Annotated in this window: 17 protein-coding genes and 1 pseudogene; 10 read left to right on the top strand and 8 right to left on the bottom strand. The window is 70.3% G+C overall.

Translation table 11 applies throughout. The features are described 5' to 3' along the window. Entirely contained in the window at positions 1-1,389 is a 1,389-nt protein-coding gene (locus tag QH948_RS02945) for a 3-oxoacyl-ACP reductase (RefSeq protein ID WP_281145454.1), read from the bottom strand. 1 nt (position 1,390) lies between these two features. Continuing rightward, positions 1,391-2,638, bottom strand: a complete 1,248-nt coding sequence (locus QH948_RS02940; RefSeq protein ID WP_281145453.1) for an acetyl-CoA C-acetyltransferase — start codon at positions 2,636-2,638, stop codon at positions 1,391-1,393. Positions 2,639-2,707: 69 nt separating this feature from the next. Between QH948_RS02940 and QH948_RS02935 the strand changes: the two genes are divergently transcribed. Both QH948_RS02935 and QH948_RS02930 read left to right on the top strand, forming a co-directional pair. Further along, complete coding sequence (locus tag QH948_RS02935; protein WP_281145452.1) at positions 2,708-3,343, top strand: TetR/AcrR family transcriptional regulator; 636 nt, start codon at positions 2,708-2,710, stop codon at positions 3,341-3,343. Positions 3,344-3,346: 3 nt separating this feature from the next. After that, positions 3,347-5,284 carry an acyl-CoA dehydrogenase family protein gene (locus QH948_RS02930; protein ID WP_281145451.1) on the top strand — a complete coding sequence of 646 codons (1,938 nt, stop codon included), beginning with the start codon at positions 3,347-3,349 and terminating at the stop codon, positions 5,282-5,284. A gap of 230 nt (positions 5,285-5,514) precedes the next feature. Here QH948_RS02930 and QH948_RS02925 read toward each other — a convergent pair whose 3' ends face one another. Beyond that, positions 5,515-6,150 (bottom strand): hypothetical protein, encoded by a 636-nt coding sequence (locus tag QH948_RS02925; RefSeq protein WP_281145450.1) that lies wholly within the window; start codon positions 6,148-6,150, stop codon positions 5,515-5,517. Between the two features lie 294 nt (positions 6,151-6,444). Between QH948_RS02925 and QH948_RS02920 the strand changes: the two genes are divergently transcribed. The 3 genes from QH948_RS02920 (at position 6,445) to QH948_RS02910 (ending at position 8,324) form a co-directional block, all read left to right on the top strand. After that, the gene (locus QH948_RS02920; RefSeq protein WP_281144430.1) at positions 6,445-7,659 is read left to right on the top strand and encodes an IS110 family RNA-guided transposase; all 1,215 of its coding nucleotides are present in this window, start codon (positions 6,445-6,447) and stop codon (positions 7,657-7,659) included. A gap of 124 nt (positions 7,660-7,783) precedes the next feature. Next, positions 7,784-8,017 carry a ribbon-helix-helix protein, CopG family gene (locus tag QH948_RS02915; RefSeq protein WP_281145449.1) on the top strand — a complete coding sequence of 78 codons (234 nt, stop codon included), beginning with the start codon at positions 7,784-7,786 and terminating at the stop codon, positions 8,015-8,017. Beyond that, the gene (locus QH948_RS02910) at positions 8,007-8,324 is read left to right on the top strand and encodes a type II toxin-antitoxin system PemK/MazF family toxin (RefSeq protein WP_281145448.1); all 318 of its coding nucleotides are present in this window, start codon (positions 8,007-8,009) and stop codon (positions 8,322-8,324) included. Before QH948_RS02915 ends, QH948_RS02910 begins: the two co-directional genes overlap by 11 nt. Positions 8,325-8,492: 168 nt before the next feature. Here the strand turns inward: QH948_RS02910 and QH948_RS02905 are convergent, their stop codons facing one another. The 4 genes from QH948_RS02905 to QH948_RS02890 are packed head-to-tail and all read right to left on the bottom strand — an operon-like array spanning position 8,493 to position 12,345. Continuing rightward, positions 8,493-9,593, bottom strand: a complete 1,101-nt coding sequence (locus QH948_RS02905; protein WP_281145447.1) for a DUF3048 domain-containing protein — start codon at positions 9,591-9,593, stop codon at positions 8,493-8,495. 5 nt (positions 9,594-9,598) lie between these two features. Further along, entirely contained in the window at positions 9,599-10,834 is a 1,236-nt protein-coding gene (gene purD / locus QH948_RS02900; protein ID WP_281145446.1) for a phosphoribosylamine--glycine ligase, read from the bottom strand. A gap of 1 nt (position 10,835) precedes the next feature. Continuing rightward, the gene (locus QH948_RS02895) at positions 10,836-11,054 is read right to left on the bottom strand and encodes a hypothetical protein (protein WP_281145445.1); all 219 of its coding nucleotides are present in this window, start codon (positions 11,052-11,054) and stop codon (positions 10,836-10,838) included. Positions 11,055-11,061: 7 nt separating this feature from the next. After that, entirely contained in the window at positions 11,062-12,345 is a 1,284-nt protein-coding gene (locus QH948_RS02890; protein WP_219081126.1) for an adenylosuccinate synthase, read from the bottom strand. Between the two features lie 199 nt (positions 12,346-12,544). On the opposite strand from QH948_RS02890, the gene dhaK reads away from it, so the two are divergent. The 5 genes and pseudogenes from dhaK to QH948_RS02870 all read left to right on the top strand — a co-directional run bounded on the left by dhaK (position 12,545) and on the right by QH948_RS02870 (position 15,358). Next, on the top strand, positions 12,545-13,540 hold the full coding sequence (dhaK, locus tag QH948_RS02885) for a dihydroxyacetone kinase subunit DhaK (protein ID WP_281145444.1): 996 nt from the start codon (positions 12,545-12,547) through the stop codon (positions 13,538-13,540). After that, entirely contained in the window at positions 13,537-14,169 is a 633-nt protein-coding gene (gene dhaL / locus QH948_RS02880; protein ID WP_438874116.1) for a dihydroxyacetone kinase subunit DhaL, read from the top strand. The genes dhaK and dhaL overlap by 4 nt, the downstream gene beginning before the upstream one ends. A 3-nt stretch (positions 14,170-14,172) precedes the next feature. After that, a pseudogene (gene dhaM / locus QH948_RS14075) lies at positions 14,173-14,571 on the top strand (dihydroxyacetone kinase phosphoryl donor subunit DhaM); the annotation flags it as partial. Positions 14,572-14,583: 12 nt separating this feature from the next. Next, positions 14,584-14,901 carry an HPr family phosphocarrier protein gene (locus QH948_RS14070; RefSeq protein WP_348634948.1) on the top strand — a complete coding sequence of 106 codons (318 nt, stop codon included), beginning with the start codon at positions 14,584-14,586 and terminating at the stop codon, positions 14,899-14,901. A gap of 16 nt (positions 14,902-14,917) precedes the next feature. Continuing rightward, entirely contained in the window at positions 14,918-15,358 is a 441-nt protein-coding gene (locus QH948_RS02870; RefSeq protein WP_281145441.1) for a DUF3151 domain-containing protein, read from the top strand. Positions 15,359-15,422: 64 nt separating this feature from the next. Here the strand turns inward: QH948_RS02870 and QH948_RS02865 are convergent, their stop codons facing one another. Beyond that, complete coding sequence (locus tag QH948_RS02865; protein WP_281145440.1) at positions 15,423-17,762, bottom strand: glycoside hydrolase family 3 N-terminal domain-containing protein; 2,340 nt, start codon at positions 17,760-17,762, stop codon at positions 15,423-15,425. Positions 17,763-17,776: the final 14 nt, after the last annotated feature.

Genomic DNA, 17,776 nt, shown 5'->3' with positions numbered 1-17,776 from the left:
TCAGGCCCCCACGAGGTTCTGCCCGCACACGCGGATGACCTGCCCGTCGACGCCCGACGACGCAGGGCCGCACAGGTAGGCCAGCGTCTCGGCCACGTCGACGGGGTTGCCGCCCTGGCTGAGCGAGTTGGTGCGGCGGAAGATCTCGCGCGAGATGAATGGGATCGCCGCGGTCATCTCGGTCTCGATGAAACCGGGCGCGACCGCGTTGACCGTGATGGGCCGGTCGGCGAGCTCGTCACGCATGGCCCACACGAGCCCCATCACGCCGGCCTTGGAGGCCGCGTAGTTGGTCTGGCCCTTGTTGCCCGCGACGCCCGACGTCGACGCGATGCCGACGATCCGCGCCTCCTCGGCCAGCCCGCCCGGCACGTTGTGGCTGAGCAGGTAGGCGTTGATGCGCATCTCGGCGGCGAGGTTGACGTCGAGCACGGAGGCCCAACGCTTCTCGTCAAGGTTGGCGAGCAGCTTGTCGCGCGTGATGCCCGCGTTGTGGACGATGGCCCAGATACGGGACTCGGTGCCGTGGCGGGACGCGACGTGCGCGGCGATCCGTTCGCCGGCGTCGGCGGCGGTGATGTCGAGCTGCAGAGCGGATCCGCCGAGCTCGTTGGCGACCTTCGCGAGCGCGTCGCCCGACTGCGGCATGTCCACGGCGACGACGGTGGCTCCGTCGCGGCCGAACACCCGCGCGATCGCCGCGCCGATGCCGCGGGCCGCGCCCGTGACGACGACGACGCGGCCGGCGAACGGCTTCGCGTCGAGGTCGTGCGCGACCTTCTGCGGGCCGACGCGCCAGGTCTGGCCGGACACGAACGCCGAGCGCCCCTCGAGCAGGAAGCTGAGCGTCGAGGCCAGGTCGGCGGCCGTGGCGCCGTCACCTACGAAGACGAGGTTGGACGTCGAGCCGGCTCGCAGCTCCTTGCCGACGGTGCGGTTGATGCCGTCGATGCCCTGCGCGACCGCCTTGGCCTCCAGCCCCTCGACCGCGGAGGCGTCGGCGGCGAGGATGATGACGCGGCCCGACGGCTCCAGCCCGCGCATGACGGGCCGCAGCAGCGCACGGATGCCCTCCAGCTGCACGATCTCGCGGACGCCGGTGGCGTCGACGACGATGGCGCCGGGCTTCGTCACGTAGCGGGGGGCCTGCTCGCGGCCGTTCTCGTCTCGCGTGCGGTTCTCCGGCAGGTCCAGCGTGGGCTGGCCGGGCGTGATGCCGAGCAGCTCGAGCGTCGCGTGGCCGATGCCCGCACCGTCGAGCTCGCCGAGCACGACGGGGCCGGTGGGCAGCACGCGGTCGCGGCGCAGCCGGGGCGGGTCGGCCAGGCCGGCCTTGTTGGCGACGAACTTCCCGGCGCGCGTGCCGTAGAGGGTCTCGAGGATGTCCATGTCACACCGCTTCCAGGATCGCGACGACGCCCTGGCCGCCGGCAGCACAGATGGAGATGAGGCCCTTGGAGCCGGGGCCGCGCTCGGCGAGCATCTTCGCGAGCGAGGCGACGATCCGGCCGCCGGTGGCGGCGAAGGGGTGACCCGCGGCGAGCGACGAGCCGTTGACGTTGAGCTTCGCGCGGTCGACGGTGCCGACCCCGCCTTCCTCCAGCGCCTTGAGGGTGGCCAGCACCGTGCTGGCGAAGGCCTCGTGGATCTCGATGAGGTCGAAGTCGTCGAGTGTGAGGGAGTTGCGCTCCAGCAGCTGTGGAATGGCGCGCACGGGGGCCAGCAGGAGGTCCTCGGCGCCCGTGACGTAGTCGGAGGCCGCGACCTGCGCGTCGACGAGGCTGGCCAGTACCGGCCAGCCGCGGCCGCGGGCGTAGGACTCCTCCGCGACCAGCGCGACGGCGGCGCCGTCGGTCAGGGCGGTGGAGTTGCCGGCCGTCATGGTCGCGCCGTCGCCCCTGCCGAACACGGGCCTGAGCTTGGCCAGCGCCTCCATGGAGGTGTCGGGGCGCAGCAGCGCGTCGCGGGCGACGCCGAGGTAGCCGGTGACCAAGTCGTCGAAGAAACCGGCGTTCCAGGCGGCGGCCAGGTTGTGGTGCGACGCCACGGACAGCTCGTCCTGCGCCTCGCGCGTGACACCCCACTTCTTCGTGGTGAGAGCCTGCGACTCCCCCATGCTGAGCCCGGTGCGCGGCTCGACGACCGCGGGCGGCACGGGCGCGAGGTCCTGCGGTCGGATCCGGGACAGCGCCTTCAGCTTGTCGGGCAGCGTGCGGGCCCGGTTGAGCTTGAGCAGCGCGCGGCGCAGCGGCTCGGTAACGACGATCGGGGCGTCGGAGGCGGAGTCGACGCCGCCGGCGATGGCGACGTCCGCCTGGCCGAGGCGGATCTTGTTCGACGCGTAGACCACGGCCTCCAGGCCGGTGCCGCACGCCTGCGCGAGGTCGACGGCGGGCGTGTGGGGCGACAGCGACGACCCGAGCACGGCCTCGCGGGTGAGGTTGAAGTCGCGGGTGTGCTTCAGCACGGCGCCCGCGACGACCTCGTCGACCTGTTCGCCGGCGAGCCCGAAGCGGGCGACGAGCCCGTCGAGAGCCGCGGTGAGCAGGTCCTGCGCCGAGGCGGACGCGTAGGCGCCGCCGGCCTTGACGAAGGGGGTGCGGTTGCCCCCGACGATGACGGCTCTGCGTTGAGTCATCGGATTCCTTCCAGACGTATCTGTGACCGACGGTAGCAGATACTCGCAGTTTCGGGTACCTTGTGTTCCATGACAACGACGCAGGACACCGGGCAGGAGGCTGTCGACGGGCGCGCCGCGCGCTGGGAGCAGCACAACCTCCAGCGGCGCCGCGAACTCGTCGAGGCCGCCGTGCGCGCGATCCGGGAACTCGGCCCCAACGTCGGGATGGACGAGATCGCCGCGTTCGCCGGCACGTCGAAGACCGTGCTCTACCGGCATTTCCACGACAAGTCAGGCCTCTACCAGGCGGTCGCGGAGTCCGTCGGCGACTACATCGTGCGCAAGCTGCCCTTCGACGACGCCCTCGACCCACGCGACCTCGTCTCCCGGCTGGCCGACGCCTACCTCGGCGTCGTCGAGCGCGACCGCAACCTCTACTTCTTCGTCTCCTCCAGGCCCACGGGCGACACCCCCACCGAGGATCCCGTGCTCTCGATCACCACGCGGATCGGCAACACGGTCTCGGACGCGATGCGCTCCTGGCTACGCCGCGAGGGGCTCGATGAGGAGCCGGCCAACACCTGGGGGCACGGCGCCGTCGGCTTCATCTGGGCCGTCGCCGACCGGTGGATCGTCACCAACCTCCGACGCCCGCGCGCGGACGTCGTCGCCTACATCGACCAACTGTTCATCCCCGCGTTCGACGCTCAACGAAGGAGTTGACCCATGCACGCCAAGACCCCCACGACCACCCCTACCGGTGAGGCCCTCCGCCGTTCCCTCGACGGCCCGTTCCATGCCCTGAAGCAGCGCTGGCGCGACGAGGTGACCGCCGACGACGTGGTCCGCGACACCGCGCTCGGCATGGAGGAGGCCCGCGACTGGACGCTGTCCAAGGTCGTCGAGTTGGCCGGGCGCGACTTCGTGACGGCGGGCTTCCCCACCGAGGTCGGCGGTAGCGGCAACGCGGCCGAGTCCGTCGCCAACTTCGAGATGATGGCCATGGGCGACCTCTCGCTCACGATCAAATCCGGTGTGCAGCACGGCCTGTTCGGCGGTGCGATCGTCAACCTCGGCACGCAGTGGCACCACGAGACGTTCCTGCCGTCGGCGATCGACGTGTCGCTGCCAGGCTGCTTCGCCATGACGGAACTCGGCCACGGCTCCGACGTGCAGTCGCTCGAGACCACCATCACCTGGGACGCGACCACGGCCGAGTTCGTCGTCGACTCCCCCACCCCCACCGCCGCGAAGGCCTACATCGGCAACGCGGCCCGCGACGGCCGGATGGCCGCCGTGTTCGGTCAGCTGTGGGTCGATGGCACGCACCAGGGCGTGCACGTGGTCCTCGTCCCGATCCGCGACGAGCAGGGCGACGACCTGCCCGGCGTCACGACCGGTGACCACGGTCACAAGGGTGGCCTCCTCGGCGTCGACAACGGCACCATCGCGTTCGACCACGTCCGCGTTCCGCGGGAGATGCTGCTGAACCGCTACGGCGGCGTCGACGCCGATGGCGTATACCGCTCCGACATCGAGTCCAAGAACGCCCGCTTCTTCACCATGCTCGGCACGCTGGTGCGCGGCCGCATCTGCGTGGGCGGCGGCGCGGCCTCCGCGGCCCGCAAGGGGCTGACGATCGCCGTCGACTACGCCAACCGGCGCCGCCAGTTCCGCGCCCCCGGCCTCGGCGAGGAGGTGCACCTGATGGACTACCTGACGCACCAGCGCCGCCTGCTGCCCGAGGTCTCCCGCGCCTACGCCTACGGCTTCGCGCAGAATGAACTGGCTCTACAGCTCCAGCGCATCACCGACGCGGCCGGGTCCGACCCCGTCGCGGCCCGTGAGCTGGAGACCAGGGCGGCCGGCATGAAGGCCACGCTGACCCGCTGGGCCAACGACACGCTGCAGACCTGCCGCGAGGCATGCGGCGGCGCGGGCTTCATGTCTGACAACGGCATCACGCTCGCCCGCCAGGACGCCGACATCTTCGCCACGTTCGAGGGTGACAACACCGTCCTGCTGCAGCTGGTCGCCAAAGCGCTGCTGCTCGACTACAAGTCGACGTGGGGCGACATGGACCTGCGCGGCACGGCGCAGAAGACCGCCAAGCTGATCGGCACGACCGTCCTGGAGCGCACCACCGCCCGCTCTGTCATCGAGCGCCTCGTCGCCGCCGCCGACCTCAAGCCCGAGGCCGAGCGCATCCGGATGCGCGGCTGGCACGTGTCGCTGTTCGAGTTCCGAGAGCAGCACACCGTCGAGGGCCTCGCTCAGCGCATGCGCGCCGCGGCGAAGGAGAAGGACTCCTTCGCCGCGACCAACGCCTGCCAGACGCACATGCTCGAGGCCGCCCGTGCCCACATCGACCGCGTGGTCCTCGAGGCGTTCATCGAGGGCATCGCCGAGTGCGACGACGACTACATCCGTGCGCTGCTGGTGAAGGTCTGCGACCTGTACGCCCTGGCCACCATCGAGGCCAACCGCGCCTGGTATCTGGAGCACGAGGCCTTCGAGCCCCGCCGCAGCAAGGCCGTCACCGCGGAGGTCGACAAGCTCGTCGGGGAGCTCCGGGGTCGCTCGCAGGAGCTGGTCGAGGGCCTGGGCGTGCCCGTCGGGTGGCTGCACCATCCGACGGCCGCAGTGCCCGCGCTGATCCCCTGACGGTCCCGGGTGCTGGCGTCGCCGGGTGCCTGCCGACCCTCAGTGTCGTCCGGCGCCCGCCTGCGCAGACGCCACCCTTACCGACAGACGCCACCCTTACGTGCAGACGCCACCCTTACGTGCAGACGCCACCCTTGTTGACACATGCCACCGCCATGGCGGTGGCATGTGTCAATAGCGGTGGCGTCCGTCGAGAAGGGTGGCGCGCGCCGAGAAGGGTGGCGGTGAAGCTAGGCGGTCTCAGAGTCGTCGGGCACCCCGACCGCGGGGACGAGGTAGTGACCGACGTCGACGTGCGCGGGCACGCCCGTCAGTCGCTCGACCGCCGCAGCGACCTCCTCGGCACGCTCGTCGGACACGTCGCCGACCTCGACGAAGAACGCCCTGGCGCCCCTCTCGACCCCCAGGCTCTGCACCTCGACGTCCTCGTAGCCGGGCGAGTTCAACAGCTCCCACGCCTCGTCCTGTGCCGAGGCCAGCTCGATCAGGCTCCAAGGCACGTCGTGCAGGTGGACCTCCACCCCCGGGTTCGCGTCGATGGTCTCCGGGAGCGGGCCCTTCCAGTAGAGGTCGACCGCAGACTCATCCGTCCTGACCGCAACCTGCGCGTACCCGTTGGGGGCCCCGTCGATCTGCTGCGGAAGGCGTTCGTTCTCCGCGTCGGTGTACGGGGCGAGTTGGTCGAGCAGCTGCTCCACACCCGACGTGATGCCTGAGCTGTCGATGAGCCCCAGGTTCCTCTGCTCCTCGACGGTGTAGCCGTCGGCCTGGGCCGGCGCCTCCGGCAGCAGCCGGAAGCCGACGACCGCGCCGACGGCCAGGACCGCCACCAGCGCCACCGGGCCCGTGAATCGTCGCCACGTCATGCTGATCTCCCCCGCGAAATGAGACGCCGTCGTCTCCAATGAGCAGATCCTCCGTCGCCCCGTTACCTTGGTGGTGACCCCGATGTTGGGGTTACGGTCGCCGGGCTCGGCATGACTGTCTGCCCCTGTCTCACGCATGATCCGGGGGGTGTTGTCACCGGGCCTGGTGGGCGTCAGATGACCGCTGATAGGGACACGGCCTCAACACAGGTCTATTCGTAACGTGGGTGCCGGCAGCTGACGCATCACCACCTCGACGACCGTCGTCTTCGATGGGGAAGGATGGTGGCCGTCATGAACAACGACCCCGGTTTCGACATCTGGTGCGGCCTCGACGTGGGCAAGGAAACTCACCATGCCTGCGCTCTCGACGCCGCCGGTCGGAAGGTATTCAACAAGCCTCTACCGCAGGACCAGAGCAAGCTCGAGGGCGTTTTCTCGATGCTGGCCGAGCGCGGCAGGGTGTTGGTGATTGTCGATCAGCCGAACACGATCGGCGCACTGCCCATCGCTGTGGCAAGGTCGATGGGCATCCAGGTCGCCTACCTGCCAGGACTCGCGATGCGCAGGGCAGCGGACCTCTACCCGGGCAGCGCGAAGACCGACGCGCGCGACGCGTTCATCATCGCGGACGCTGCCCGAACGATGCCCCACACCCTTCGCCGGGTCGACCTCGGCGAAGATGCCCTGGCCGAGCTGAAGGTTCTGGTCGGGTTCGACGAGGACCTTGCGGCGGAAGCAACACGATTGGCGAACCGGATCCGTGGACTCCTCACGCAGATCCATCCCGCACTCGAACGCGTAGTCGGACCCCGCTTGGCCACAAAGCAGGGCCTCGCCGTGATCGAACAGCTCGGCGGCCCACAAGGCATCAGCGCAGTCTCGAGGGCAAAGCTGCTGCGGATCGTCAGCCATGCCAACCCGCGACACGCCCAAGACTTCGTCGACGCGATCTCCCACGCCTTGTCCGAGCAGACCGTTGTTGTCGCCGGCACCACCGCCGCTGAGCAGGTCCTCCCGAAGCTCGCAGCTGCCCTGCGTCAGACGCTGCAGCAGCGCTCCGAGTTGGCCGCGCAAGTCGAGAAGGTCGTTGATGCGCACCCTCTTGCCAAGGTCCTGATCTCGATGCCAGGCGTCGGGGTCAGGACCGCTGCACGGATCCTCCTCGACGTCGGCGACGCCTCGCTGTTCCCGACCGCGGGACACCTGGCTGCCTACGCCGGCCTCTCACCCGTCACCCACCGATCCGGAACCAGCATCCGAGGCGAATACCCAGCCAGATCAGGAAACAAGCACCTCAAACGAGCCCTGTTCCTCTCAGCGTTCGCCGCGCTCCGATCCGACCCCGCCAGCAGGGCCTACTACGACCGGAAGCGAGCCCAAGGCAAGAAACACAACGCCGCACTCATCTGCCTGTCCCGACGCCGAGTCGACGTCCTGTTCGCCATGCTCAGAAACCAAGAGCCCTACCGGACCCCCAACCCGACACCCCAGCCCCTCGCCGCTTGACGAGAACCATAGGGACACCCCCCTGATGCCAAGGGGCGACTGTCCTCCGCTCTTTGCCAAAGGGCCGACGCCAATCGTGACCAGATTGCATTGCGTTCCGCATTGCAAGAAGTAACATTCATTCATGACTCAGATTGTGATCAGGGTGGACGAAGAGACCGCGGCAGCCTTGGCACACCTCGTCGAGCTGACCGGCCAGAATCGCTCCGAGGCGGTGCGGGATGCGATCCGCGCAGCCGAGCGCGAGGCGGTCCTGGCGCGGGTGCGGGAGCAGGCGAAGCAGGTGCGGGAGGATCCTGCCGATCGCGCCGAGATGCTGGACCTGGCCGACGAGATGGAGCAGTCGCGTGCGTGGTGACATCTACCGCCTGCGCACCAGTCGTGCGGCCGAAGGCCACGAACAACGGGGTCCACGCTACGGCGTGGTCGTCCAGTCCGACCACCTCCTACTCTCCACGGTCCTTGTCGCTCCGACCTCCACCAGCGCGCTGCCGACCGACTTCAGGCCCCGCATCACCATGGACGACACAACGACATACATCCTGGTCGAGCAGACGGCGGCCGTGAACGCAGAGACCCGGCTCGGCGAGTTCGCCGGTCGGCTCAGCCCGTCCGAACTGGCCGATCTCGACCGGGCGCTCTCCCTGGTCCTCGGTCTGTACTGAAGACCGTCCTACGAGACGGGGCGAGACGCCACCCTTACGTGCAGACGCCACCCTTGTCGACACATGCCACCGCCATGGCGGTGGCATGTGTCAATAGCGGTGGCGTCCGTCGAGAAGGGTGGCGTCGGTCGAGAAGGGTGGCGCGGAAGCCGGGGCTGACGCCTCGGCTCAGCCGAACTGCAGGTCGGCGCTGGGCGACGGCAACTCGACGAACGTGCGGCCGGGCGCGACCTTCAGCGCGGAGCCGTCCTTGCACGTGAACGAGAAGCGCTTGTTGATGGCGCCCTTCTTCCAGGTGCCGGTCACCCGCTTCCCGCTGTGGCAGTAGGTGAAGCTCCCCTTGGCGTCGATGATGTCGACGACGGGGTCGGCGGCGCCGGAACCCTCCCAGATCTTGTCCATCCGCCACTCCGCGGAGATGATCAGGACCGAGTGGGCCGTGACGCGCTTGCCGTCGGCCAGCACGTGCTCGCCCCAGGGCTGGCTGCGCAGGTACATGCCGTTGTCAGCGAGCTCGTAGCTCATGTCGTACTTGTGCGCGCTGCCGTAGGGCACCGCGATGGTGGTGGCCTTCTTCTTGGAGTCGGCCGTCGAGGCATCCTCCGCGGTCTCGGCGAACGGCAGGTACTGGCTCGGCTTCTTCTTCATGCGGGTCGCCAGCTCGGCCATGCCCTTGGGGTGGGCCTGGATCGCGCGGTCGTAATACGTCTGGCCGTTGAGCTGGTAGAGCCTGTCCTGGTCGACGCTGAACGCGTCGGTGCCACGCCAGTCGAGGTAGGTCATGCGCTCGATGTAGTCGTCGTGCGCGTCGAAGTACTTCAGCACCCAGTCCGCCGCGCCGGTGTTGGCGAGCAGCGGCTTCATCGGCGACAGCAGCGGCACGTCGACAGGGCGGATGGAGCGGATCGGCCCCACGGCCTCGGGGTACTTGCTGTGGAACACCGGGACCAGTCGTGTGTAGGCGAAACCGTTGGGCTGGCAGAAGATGATGTCGGCGTCCAGCAGCCCCCACTGGGGGTTCTCGTTCTTGAGGTTCGGCACCTTGGCCGCGACCGCCGGGCGGTCGAGCAGCTTCTCGTTCTTCACCTCGCGACCGTTCAGCGGCCACGTGATCCTCGGCTCGGGCGACGGGCTCGGCGAGGGGCTGGGCGACGGAGAGGAGCTCGGGGTGGGGCTGGGGGTGAGCTCGGGAGTCTCACCCTGGCAGGCGGCAAGCGCGGCGGTCGCGCCCACCGCGCCGAGCAGGACGGCGCGTCTGGAGGTGGTCACGGTGCTCAGTGTGGCAGGCCGACGTCGGTGCGGTGGAAGCCCCCCTCGAGTCGCACCTGTGAAACGAGAGCGTAGGCTCGGCTCCTCGCCTCCTCGACGTCGGCGCCGCGGCCGACGATACCCAGCACACGCCCGCCCGACGACACCACCTCGTCCCCGTCGAGGCGCGTCCCCGCGTGCAGCACGTAGGCGTCTGCCTCGTCGGGCGGCAGAGTGATCGGCGTGCCCGTGACCGGGGTGCCCGGGTAGCCCTCGGCGGCCTCCACGACGACGACCGCGGCCCCGTCGAGCCACTCCAGCTCCCCGACTGCGTCGAGCTCGCCACGCGCCGCGGCGCGCAGCACCCCACCCAGCGGCGTCTTCAGCAGAGCCAGGACGGCCTGGGTCTCCGGGTCGCCGAAGCGGACGTTGAACTCAACGACGCGCAGCCCCTTCGACGTCAGCGCGAGGCCGGCGTACAGCAGCCCGATGAAGGGCGTGCCGCGGCGGGCCATCTCCCGCAGCGTCGGGTCGACGACCTCGGTCATGATCTGGTCGACGAGCCCGGGATCGGCCCAGGTCAGCGGGGAGTAGGCGCCCATGCCGCCCGTGTTGGGGCCGGCGTCGCCGTCGCCCACACGCTTGTAGTCCTGCGCCGGCATCAGCGGCAGGCCGCGCACACCGTCGCAGATGGCGAACAGGGAGACCTCCGGGCCGTCGAGGTAGTCCTCGATCACGACGCGGCCGCACGACTCGGCGTGCGCGAGCGCGGCGTCGCGGTCGTCGGTCACGACCACGCCCTTGCCGGCGGCCAGGCCGTCGTTCTTCACAACATAGGGAGCGCCGAACGCGCCGAGGGCCGCCTCGTACTCCTCGCGGCTCTCGCAGACGCGGGCCTCGGCGGTCGGCACGCCGGCGGCTGCCATCACGTCCTTGGCGAAGGCCTTCGATCCCTCCAGCACGGCGGCCTCGCGGCCCGGTCCGAAGGCGTCGATGCCCGCCGCGCGCAGCGCGTCGGCGACGCCCGCGACGAGCGGGGCCTCCGGCCCGATGACGACGAGGTCGACGGCCAGCTCGCGGGCGAGCGCCACGACGGCTCCGGGGTCGGCGGCGTCGACGGCGTGCAGCGTGGCGAGCGCCGCGATGCCCGGGTTGCCGGGAGCGGCGTGCAGTGCGGTGACGAGGGGATCGGAGGCCAGCGAGCGGGCCAGCGCGTGTTCGCGCCCGCCGGAGCCGAGCAGGAGGGTCTTCACCCGCGCCACATTAGTCGAGCGCGTCCGCCCTCTCGGCCGCCTCCTGGGATCGCTGGACGAGGATCCGGAAGCCGACGATCGCGGCTATGAAGCCCCCGCCGACCGGCACGGCCCACCACCAGCCCCAGCCGATGTCCTCCTGCCAGATGGCGATGGCCACCGTCGCGACCATGAACAGCACGAGGCCGACGACCAGGGCCGTGACGAGGCGACGCGTGCCGCGCGTCATGCGCGCGTCAGACCAGCTCGTTGATGGCGACGGACTGCTCGCGGCCCGGGCCGACCCCGATGCCGGAGATACGGCAGCCGATCAGCTCCTCCAGGCGGTGCACGTATGCCTGGCAGTTGGCCGGCAGGTCGTCGAACACGCGGGCCTCAGAGATGTCCTCGCTCCAGCCGTCGAGGTACTCGTAGACCGGCACGGCGTGGTGGAAGTCGGACTGCGTCATGGGCATGACATCGGTGCGGACGCCGTCGACCTCGTACGCGACGCACACCGGGATCTGCTCCCAGCCGCTCAGGATGTCGAGCTTGGTGAGGAAGATGTCGGTGAAACCGTTGATCTTGACGGCCTGCTCGACGACCAGCGCGTCGAACCAGCCACAGCGACGGGGGCGGCCGGTCGTGGCGCCGAACTCGCCGCCGGCCTGGCGCAGCCTCTCTCCGTCGTCGTCGAACAGCTCGGTCGGGAACGGGCCCTCGCCGACGCGGGTGGTGTACGCCTTCGCGATGCCGATGGTGCGGTTGATGCGGGTGGGGCCGACGCCGCCGCCCGTGGTCGCGCCCGCCGCCGTCGGGTTGGACGACGTGACGTACGGGTAGGTGCCCTGGTCGACGTCGAGGTGGTGCGCCTGGGCCCCCTCGAACAGGACGACCTTGCCCTCGTCGAGCGCGTCGTTCACGTAGCGGCCGGAGTCGATGATGTGCGGGCGGATCGCCTCGGCGTGCTTCATGAGCGCGTCGACGACGTGGTCGACCTCGATCGGGCGACGGTTGTAGACCTTGACCAGCAGCTGGTTCTTCTGGTCCAGCGCCGCCTCGACCTTCTGCCTCAGGATCGACTCATCGAGCAGGTCCTGGATGCGGATGCCTAGCCGGTTGATCTTGTCGGAGTAGCACGGGCCGATGCCGCGGCCGGTGGTGCCGATCTTCCGCTTGCCCAGGAAGCGCTCGGTCACCTTGTCGAGCACCTGGTGGTACTCGGTGATGATGTGCGCGTTGGCGCTGATGAGCGGGTGCGGCACGTCGACGCCGCGCGAGTGAAGCACCTCGAGCTCCTCGGCCAGCACGTCCAGGTCCACGACAACGCCGTTGCCGATCACAGTGGTGGTGTTCGGGTTGAGGATGCCCGACGGGAGCAGGTGCAGGACGAACTTCTCGCCGTTCACCACGAGCGTGTGACCCGCGTTGTTACCGCCGGAGTAGCGCACGCAGACGTCGACGCGGTCGCCCAGCTGATCGGTCGCCTTACCCTTGCCCTCGTCGCCCCACTGGGCGCCCACCACAACAACACTCGGCATGGAGTTCACTTCCTTGCATGGATTGGGCCCCGTGCAACGTGCCCGGGGCCTTGCAACGGCATACTACCCGGCCTCACCGACACCGAGCCGGAAGCCGCCGAAACCCGCCCCAACTGGCCCTGTTGCGCCGGGCACGGCGGTGGAAGAATGGGGTGTGCGCGCACACTTGGCGCTCGTTGCAACGACGCAGGAGGATCCCGTGAAGAAGCTCATCAACTCTCCCGACTCAGTGATCGCCGACGCTCTCAAGGGCGTCGAGGCATCCGACAAGGGGGTGCGGGTCGACCATGAGAATCGGGTCATCTTCCGGGCGACCCCCAAGGAAGCAGGGAAGGTCGCGCTGATCTCCGGCGGCGGCTCGGGCCACGAGCCCATGCACGGCGGATTCGTCGGCCAGGGCATGCTCGACGCGGCCGCCTGCGGCGAGGTGTTCACCTCACCGACGCCCGACCAGGTGCTCGCCGCCACCGTGGGCGTCGACAACGGCGCCGGCGTGCTGCACATCGTCAAGAACTACACGGGCGACGTGATGAACTTCGAGATGGCCGCCGAGCTGGCCGCTGGCGAAGGCGTGACCGTAGAGGCCGTGGTCGTGGCCGACGATGTCGCCGTCGAGGACTCCACCTGGACCGCCGGCCGCCGCGGCGTCGGCACGACGGTGCTGCTCGAGAAGATCGTCGGCGCCGCCGCCGAGGAGGGCCGCGACCTCGCCGCGGTCAAGGCGCTCGCCGAGAAGGTGCTGGAGGGCGGCCGCTCCATGGGCATGGCGCTCACGTCCTGCACGGTCCCCGCGGCCGGCAAGCCGACGTTCGACCTGCCCGAGGACCAGATGGAGATCGGCATCGGCATCCACGGCGAGCCCGGCCGTCACCGCGAGCCCATCGCCGACGCGAAGACCATCGCCAAGCAGCTCGTCGAGCCCATCCTGGCCGACCTCGACTACTCCGGCTCCTCGGTCATCGTGATGCTCAATGGCATGGGCGGCACTCCGCTGATCGAGCTGTACCTCATGTACGGGGAGGTCGTCGAGCTGCTGGAGGCGGCCGGCGTCACGATCGAGCGCAACCTGGTGGGCAACTACATCACCAGCCTGGACATGGCCGGCTGCTCCCTGACGCTCGTCAAGGCCGACGATGAGATCCTCGGCCTCTGGGACGCGCCCGTGAACACGGCGGGGCTACGGTGGGGCCTGTGAGCGCAACTGAACTGACCCTCGACCTGCTGGCCGCATGGCTGCGGCGCTACGCCGAACTCGTCGGCGACCAGAAGGCCTACCTGACAGAGCTCGACTCGGCGATCGGTGATGCCGACCACGGCGCCAACATGGCCCGCGGCACCGCCGCGGTCGTCGAGCACCTCGACGAGGCCAACACCGTCGACGCCCTGCTGAAGAAGGCTGGCATGACGCTCGTGAGCACCGTCGGTGGCACCGCCGGCCCGCTCTACGGCACCCTGCTGATGCGAATGGGCATGAACACGGGCGCGGTGACCGAACTGTCGCCCCAGGAGTTCGCGACGGCGCTGCGGGCAGGCCTCGACGGGCTGATCGCGCGGGGCAAGACGGAGCTGGGCGACAAGACCATGGTCGACGCGCTCACCCCGGGCCTCGACGCCTTCGACAAGGCGCTGGCCGACGGCGGCGATCTGGCTGCGGCCGCGAAGGCCGCCCAGGCCGCCGCGGCCGCCGGCCGGGACGCGACCGAGCCGATGATCGCTCGCAAGGGGCGCGCCAGCTACCTCGGCGAGCGTTCCCGCGGGCACCTCGACCCGGGGGCCACGTCCGCCGTCCTCCTGTTCGACGCGCTCGTCGACGTGCTCGGCTGACCCATGGCAGTAGGAATCGTCGTCGTATCGCACAGCCACGCCCTGGCCGAGGCCGCCGTCGAGCTGGCCATGCAGATGGTCCACGGAGACGCCCCGCCCATCGCGCTGGCCGCAGGCACGTCCGACGGGGGTCTCGGCACCGACGCCACGGCCGTCACGTCCGCCCTGGCGGACGTCGACCAGGGTGACGGCGTCGTCGTGCTCGTCGACATGGGCTCCGCGCTGATGAGCGCCGAGCTCGGCGTCGAACTCTACGACCAGCCCGGCACGGACGTCCGCATCCTGCCCGCCCCCTTCGTCGAGGGCCTCGTCGCAGCCGTGGTGCGTGCGACCGGCGGCGCTTCGATCGACGAGGTCGCAGCCGAGGCGGACCAGGGGCTGACCCCGAAACTGTCCGCCCTCGGCACACCGCCGGTGCCGGCACCCCAGGTCTCCCCCGTCGAGGAATCGTCCCAGGACGACACGGCCCACTCGGAGGCCGTCATCGTCAACACCACCGGCCTGCACGCCCGGCCGGCCGCCGAGCTGGTCGCCCAGGCGCGCAGCTTCGACGCAGAGGTGAAGGTCAGCTGCGGCGACGCCGGCCCCGTGTCGGCGAAGAGCAGCATCGGCCTGGCCACTCTCGCCGCCCGCAAGGGTGACCTGCTGGAGTTCACTGCGACGGGTGCCGAGGCGGAACAGGCGGTCGAGGCGCTCGCGCAGTTCGTGTCGAACGGCCTGGGCGAGCTGTGACGGATAGGCTGCTCCCATGAGCGAGACGCACCCGAACCTGATGGCCGCCGACGTCGTGGTCAGCCTGCCGGAGGATCCCGCCCTGGCCGCCATCGCGGAGCAGGGCCGGGACCACTTCCTGGAGGTGGTGGCGGCGCACCCGACGTCGTCGCTGTGCTGGGCCCTGCTCGCCGAGACCTGCCTGCAGGACGAGGGGCTCGGGGGCGCGGTCGCGGCGTACGCGTACGCACGCACCGGCTACCACCGCGGCCTCGACCAGCTGCGCCGCAACGGCTGGAAGGGCTCGGGACTGATCCCCTGGGAGCACGAGCCGAACCGCGGCTTCCTCCGGGCCCTCTGGGCACTGAGCGTCGCGGCCGGCCGCATCGGCGAGACGGAGGAGCAGGAGCGCTGCGCGCAGTTCCTCCGCGACTCCTCCGAGGAGGCATTCAGGGTGTTGTCCGGCTCGGACTCCTGAAGCTCCCGCAGAGACAACGACACGGCCCCAGCTTCCGCTGGGGCCGTGTCGCGCTATGAACGGGTCAGCCGCGCTGCGCCGCCGCAGGCGCCTCGACGGCGACGGGCGTCGTCAGCACGCGGCCCTCGCCGACGATGCGACGCTGGCCGGTGATCTCGACGCTGACGGGCTCGCCCCGGTCCTCGCTGGAGTGCCCGATCGAGAGCCGGATCTCGCCGGGCTCCACGATGCGACGTCGGTCGACGCCGGTGAAGGACGTGCGGTCGGCGTGCAGGCTGAACGTCACGCGGCGCGCCTCGCCGGCCGGGACGTCGACCTTGGCGAAGCCGACGAGCTGCTTGAGCGGGCGCACGACCTCGGCCCACGGGTCCTCCAGGTACAGCTGCACGACGTCCGAGCCGTCCCGCTCCCCGGTGTTGGTGACCGTGACGGACACCTCGACGGTTCCTTCGACATCCATCGAATCAGCCGACGCGGTGAGGGCGCTGTGCTCGAACGACGTATACGACAGGCCGTGGCCGAAGGGGTACAGGGGCCGCGGGTCGAGGTTGGAGATGCCGTCGCTGACCCAGCCGAGCAGCGGGTTCAGGTAGGTGCCCGGCTGCCCGCCGCGCAGCGCCGGGAAGGCGATCGGCAGGCGGCCAGACGGGTTCGTCTCCCCCGTCAGCACCGCCGTGATCGCGTCGGCGCCCTCGACGCCCGGCATGAACGCGGACACGATGGCCGCCGCGCGGTCGGCGTACTCGCCGAGCGCGTAGGGACGGCCGGTGACCAGGAGCAGCACGACGGGGGTGCCGGTGGCCAGCACCCGCTCGACCAGCTCGCCCTGGCGGCCCGGCAGGCCGAGGTCCTCGACGTCGCAGCCCTCGCCGGAGGTGCCGATCCCGAACAGGCCTGCGATGTCTCCGACCGTCACGATCGCCAGGTCTGCGGCGGCGGCCAGCGCCACCGCCTCATCGAGCTGGTCGTCGGTGCCGTCGGTGAAGCCGCAGCCGGGCGCGAAGGACACCTCGCCGCCGAGCGCCGCGGGCAACGTGCCGACCAGGCTCGCGATGTCCAGACCGGTCTGACGGCCGGGCAGCTTCGACATCACGTGGTTGGGGAACGAGTAGCAGCCCATGAACGAGCGCACGTCCTCCCAGACCGGGCCGACGACCGCGACCTTCCGGTCGCCGGGCGTCAGCGGCAGCACGCCGTCGTTCTTCAGCAGGACGATGGACTCGTTGGCCATGCGGCGCGCGATGCTCCGGTTGGCCGCGGAGTCGAGGTCGCGGTCGGGGGTGTCGCCGGCGGCGGGCCGCCAGTCGGCGTCGAGCAGGCCGAGCTCCGCCTTCTGCGTCAGCGCCCGCAGCGCCGCGCGGTCGATCAGTTCCTCGGTGACGAGACCGCGGTCGACGGCCTGCACCAGGTCGCCGTACGGGCCGGTCTCCGGCAGCTCGATGTCCATGCCCGCCCGCAGCGCCAGCGCGGCGGCCGTCGCCCCGTCGGGGGCGATCAGGTGCGTGTGGGTGAGGAACGGGATGGCCCAGTAGTCGCTGACGACGGTGCCCTCGAACCCCCAGCGGTCCCGCAGCACCTCGGTCAGCAGCCACGGGTCGGCGACCGACGGCACGCCGTCGATGTCGCAGTAGGAGTTCATCACCGACTTCACCGATCCGGCCCGCACCGCCATCTCGAACGGCGGCAGCATGACGTCCTCAAGCTCGCGGCGGCCCATGGAGATGGGCGCGTGGTTGCGCCCGGCGCGGGAGGCAGGGTACCCGACGAAGTGCTTGAGCGTGGCGTGCACGCCGGCCCCCTGCAGGCCGCGCACGTAGGCCGTGCCCAGGCTGCCGACGAGGTACGGGTCCTCGCCACACGTCTCCTCGACGCGGCCCCAGCGGTAGTCCCGCACGACGTCGAGCAGCGGCGAGAGCCCCTGCTGGACGCCGAGGGCGGCGAGGTCGGCGCCGATGGCCGCGGCCATCTCCTCGATCAGTTCGGGCCTCCAGGTCGCGCCCCAGGCGATGGCCGCCGGGTAAACGGTAGCGCCGAGCGTCGTGATGCCGGTCAGGCACTCCTCGTGCGCGATCGGCGGGATGCCGAGCCTGGAGGCCTCCTGCACCTCCCCCACGCGGCGCGCCAGCTCGGCGCGCCCCTCCGCGACGGTGACGGGACCGGTCCCGAAGATGCGCGTCAGATGGCCGAGGCCGTCGCGGGTGGTCTCCTCCCAGGAGACGGTTGCCATCGCCGACTCCATCGGCGCCACGTCGTGGTGCTCGACGTCGTCGGCGGCGGGCTCGTCGGCGCGGGGCCGGTTCCAGAAGGAGCCGAGCTGGCCGACCTTCTCGGCCAGCGTCAGCTCGCTCAGCAGGGCTGCTGCACGCTCGGCCGGGGCCAGCGCGGTGTTGTGCCAGGGGTGCATGTGGGTTCCTTGGG

The sequence above is a fragment of the Tessaracoccus lacteus genome (genome assembly GCF_029917005.1).
Classification (GTDB): Bacteria; Actinomycetota; Actinomycetes; order Propionibacteriales; family Propionibacteriaceae; genus Arachnia; species Arachnia lactea.
Note: the sequence above shows the minus strand (reverse complement) of the source record. Positions and strands in the feature narration are given on the sequence as shown.

What these genes read in the sequence shown, in the direction of transcription:
- QH948_RS02925 (WP_281145450.1), bottom strand. Translation starts at nt 6,150, where the DNA reads ATGACGTGGCGACGATTCACGGGCCCGGTGGCGCTGGTGGCGGTCCTG.
- QH948_RS02940 (WP_281145453.1), bottom strand. Translation starts at nt 2,638, where the DNA reads ATGACTCAACGCAGAGCCGTCATCGTCGGGGGCAACCGCACCCCCTTC.
- QH948_RS02895 (WP_281145445.1), bottom strand. Translation starts at nt 11,054, where the DNA reads ATGACGCGCGGCACGCGTCGCCTCGTCACGGCCCTGGTCGTCGGCCTC.
- QH948_RS02920 (WP_281144430.1), top strand. Translation starts at nt 6,445, where the DNA reads ATGAACAACGACCCCGGTTTCGACATCTGGTGCGGCCTCGACGTGGGC.
- QH948_RS02865 (WP_281145440.1), bottom strand. Translation starts at nt 17,762, where the DNA reads ATGCACCCCTGGCACAACACCGCGCTGGCCCCGGCCGAGCGTGCAGCA.
- QH948_RS02890 (WP_219081126.1), bottom strand. Translation starts at nt 12,345, where the DNA reads ATGCCGAGTGTTGTTGTGGTGGGCGCCCAGTGGGGCGACGAGGGCAAG.
- QH948_RS02935 (WP_281145452.1), top strand. Translation starts at nt 2,708, where the DNA reads ATGACAACGACGCAGGACACCGGGCAGGAGGCTGTCGACGGGCGCGCC.
- QH948_RS02945 (WP_281145454.1), bottom strand. Translation starts at nt 1,389, where the DNA reads ATGGACATCCTCGAGACCCTCTACGGCACGCGCGCCGGGAAGTTCGTC.
- QH948_RS02915 (WP_281145449.1), top strand. Translation starts at nt 7,784, where the DNA reads ATGACTCAGATTGTGATCAGGGTGGACGAAGAGACCGCGGCAGCCTTG.
- QH948_RS02870 (WP_281145441.1), top strand. Translation starts at nt 14,918, where the DNA reads ATGAGCGAGACGCACCCGAACCTGATGGCCGCCGACGTCGTGGTCAGC.
- QH948_RS02930 (WP_281145451.1), top strand. Translation starts at nt 3,347, where the DNA reads ATGCACGCCAAGACCCCCACGACCACCCCTACCGGTGAGGCCCTCCGC.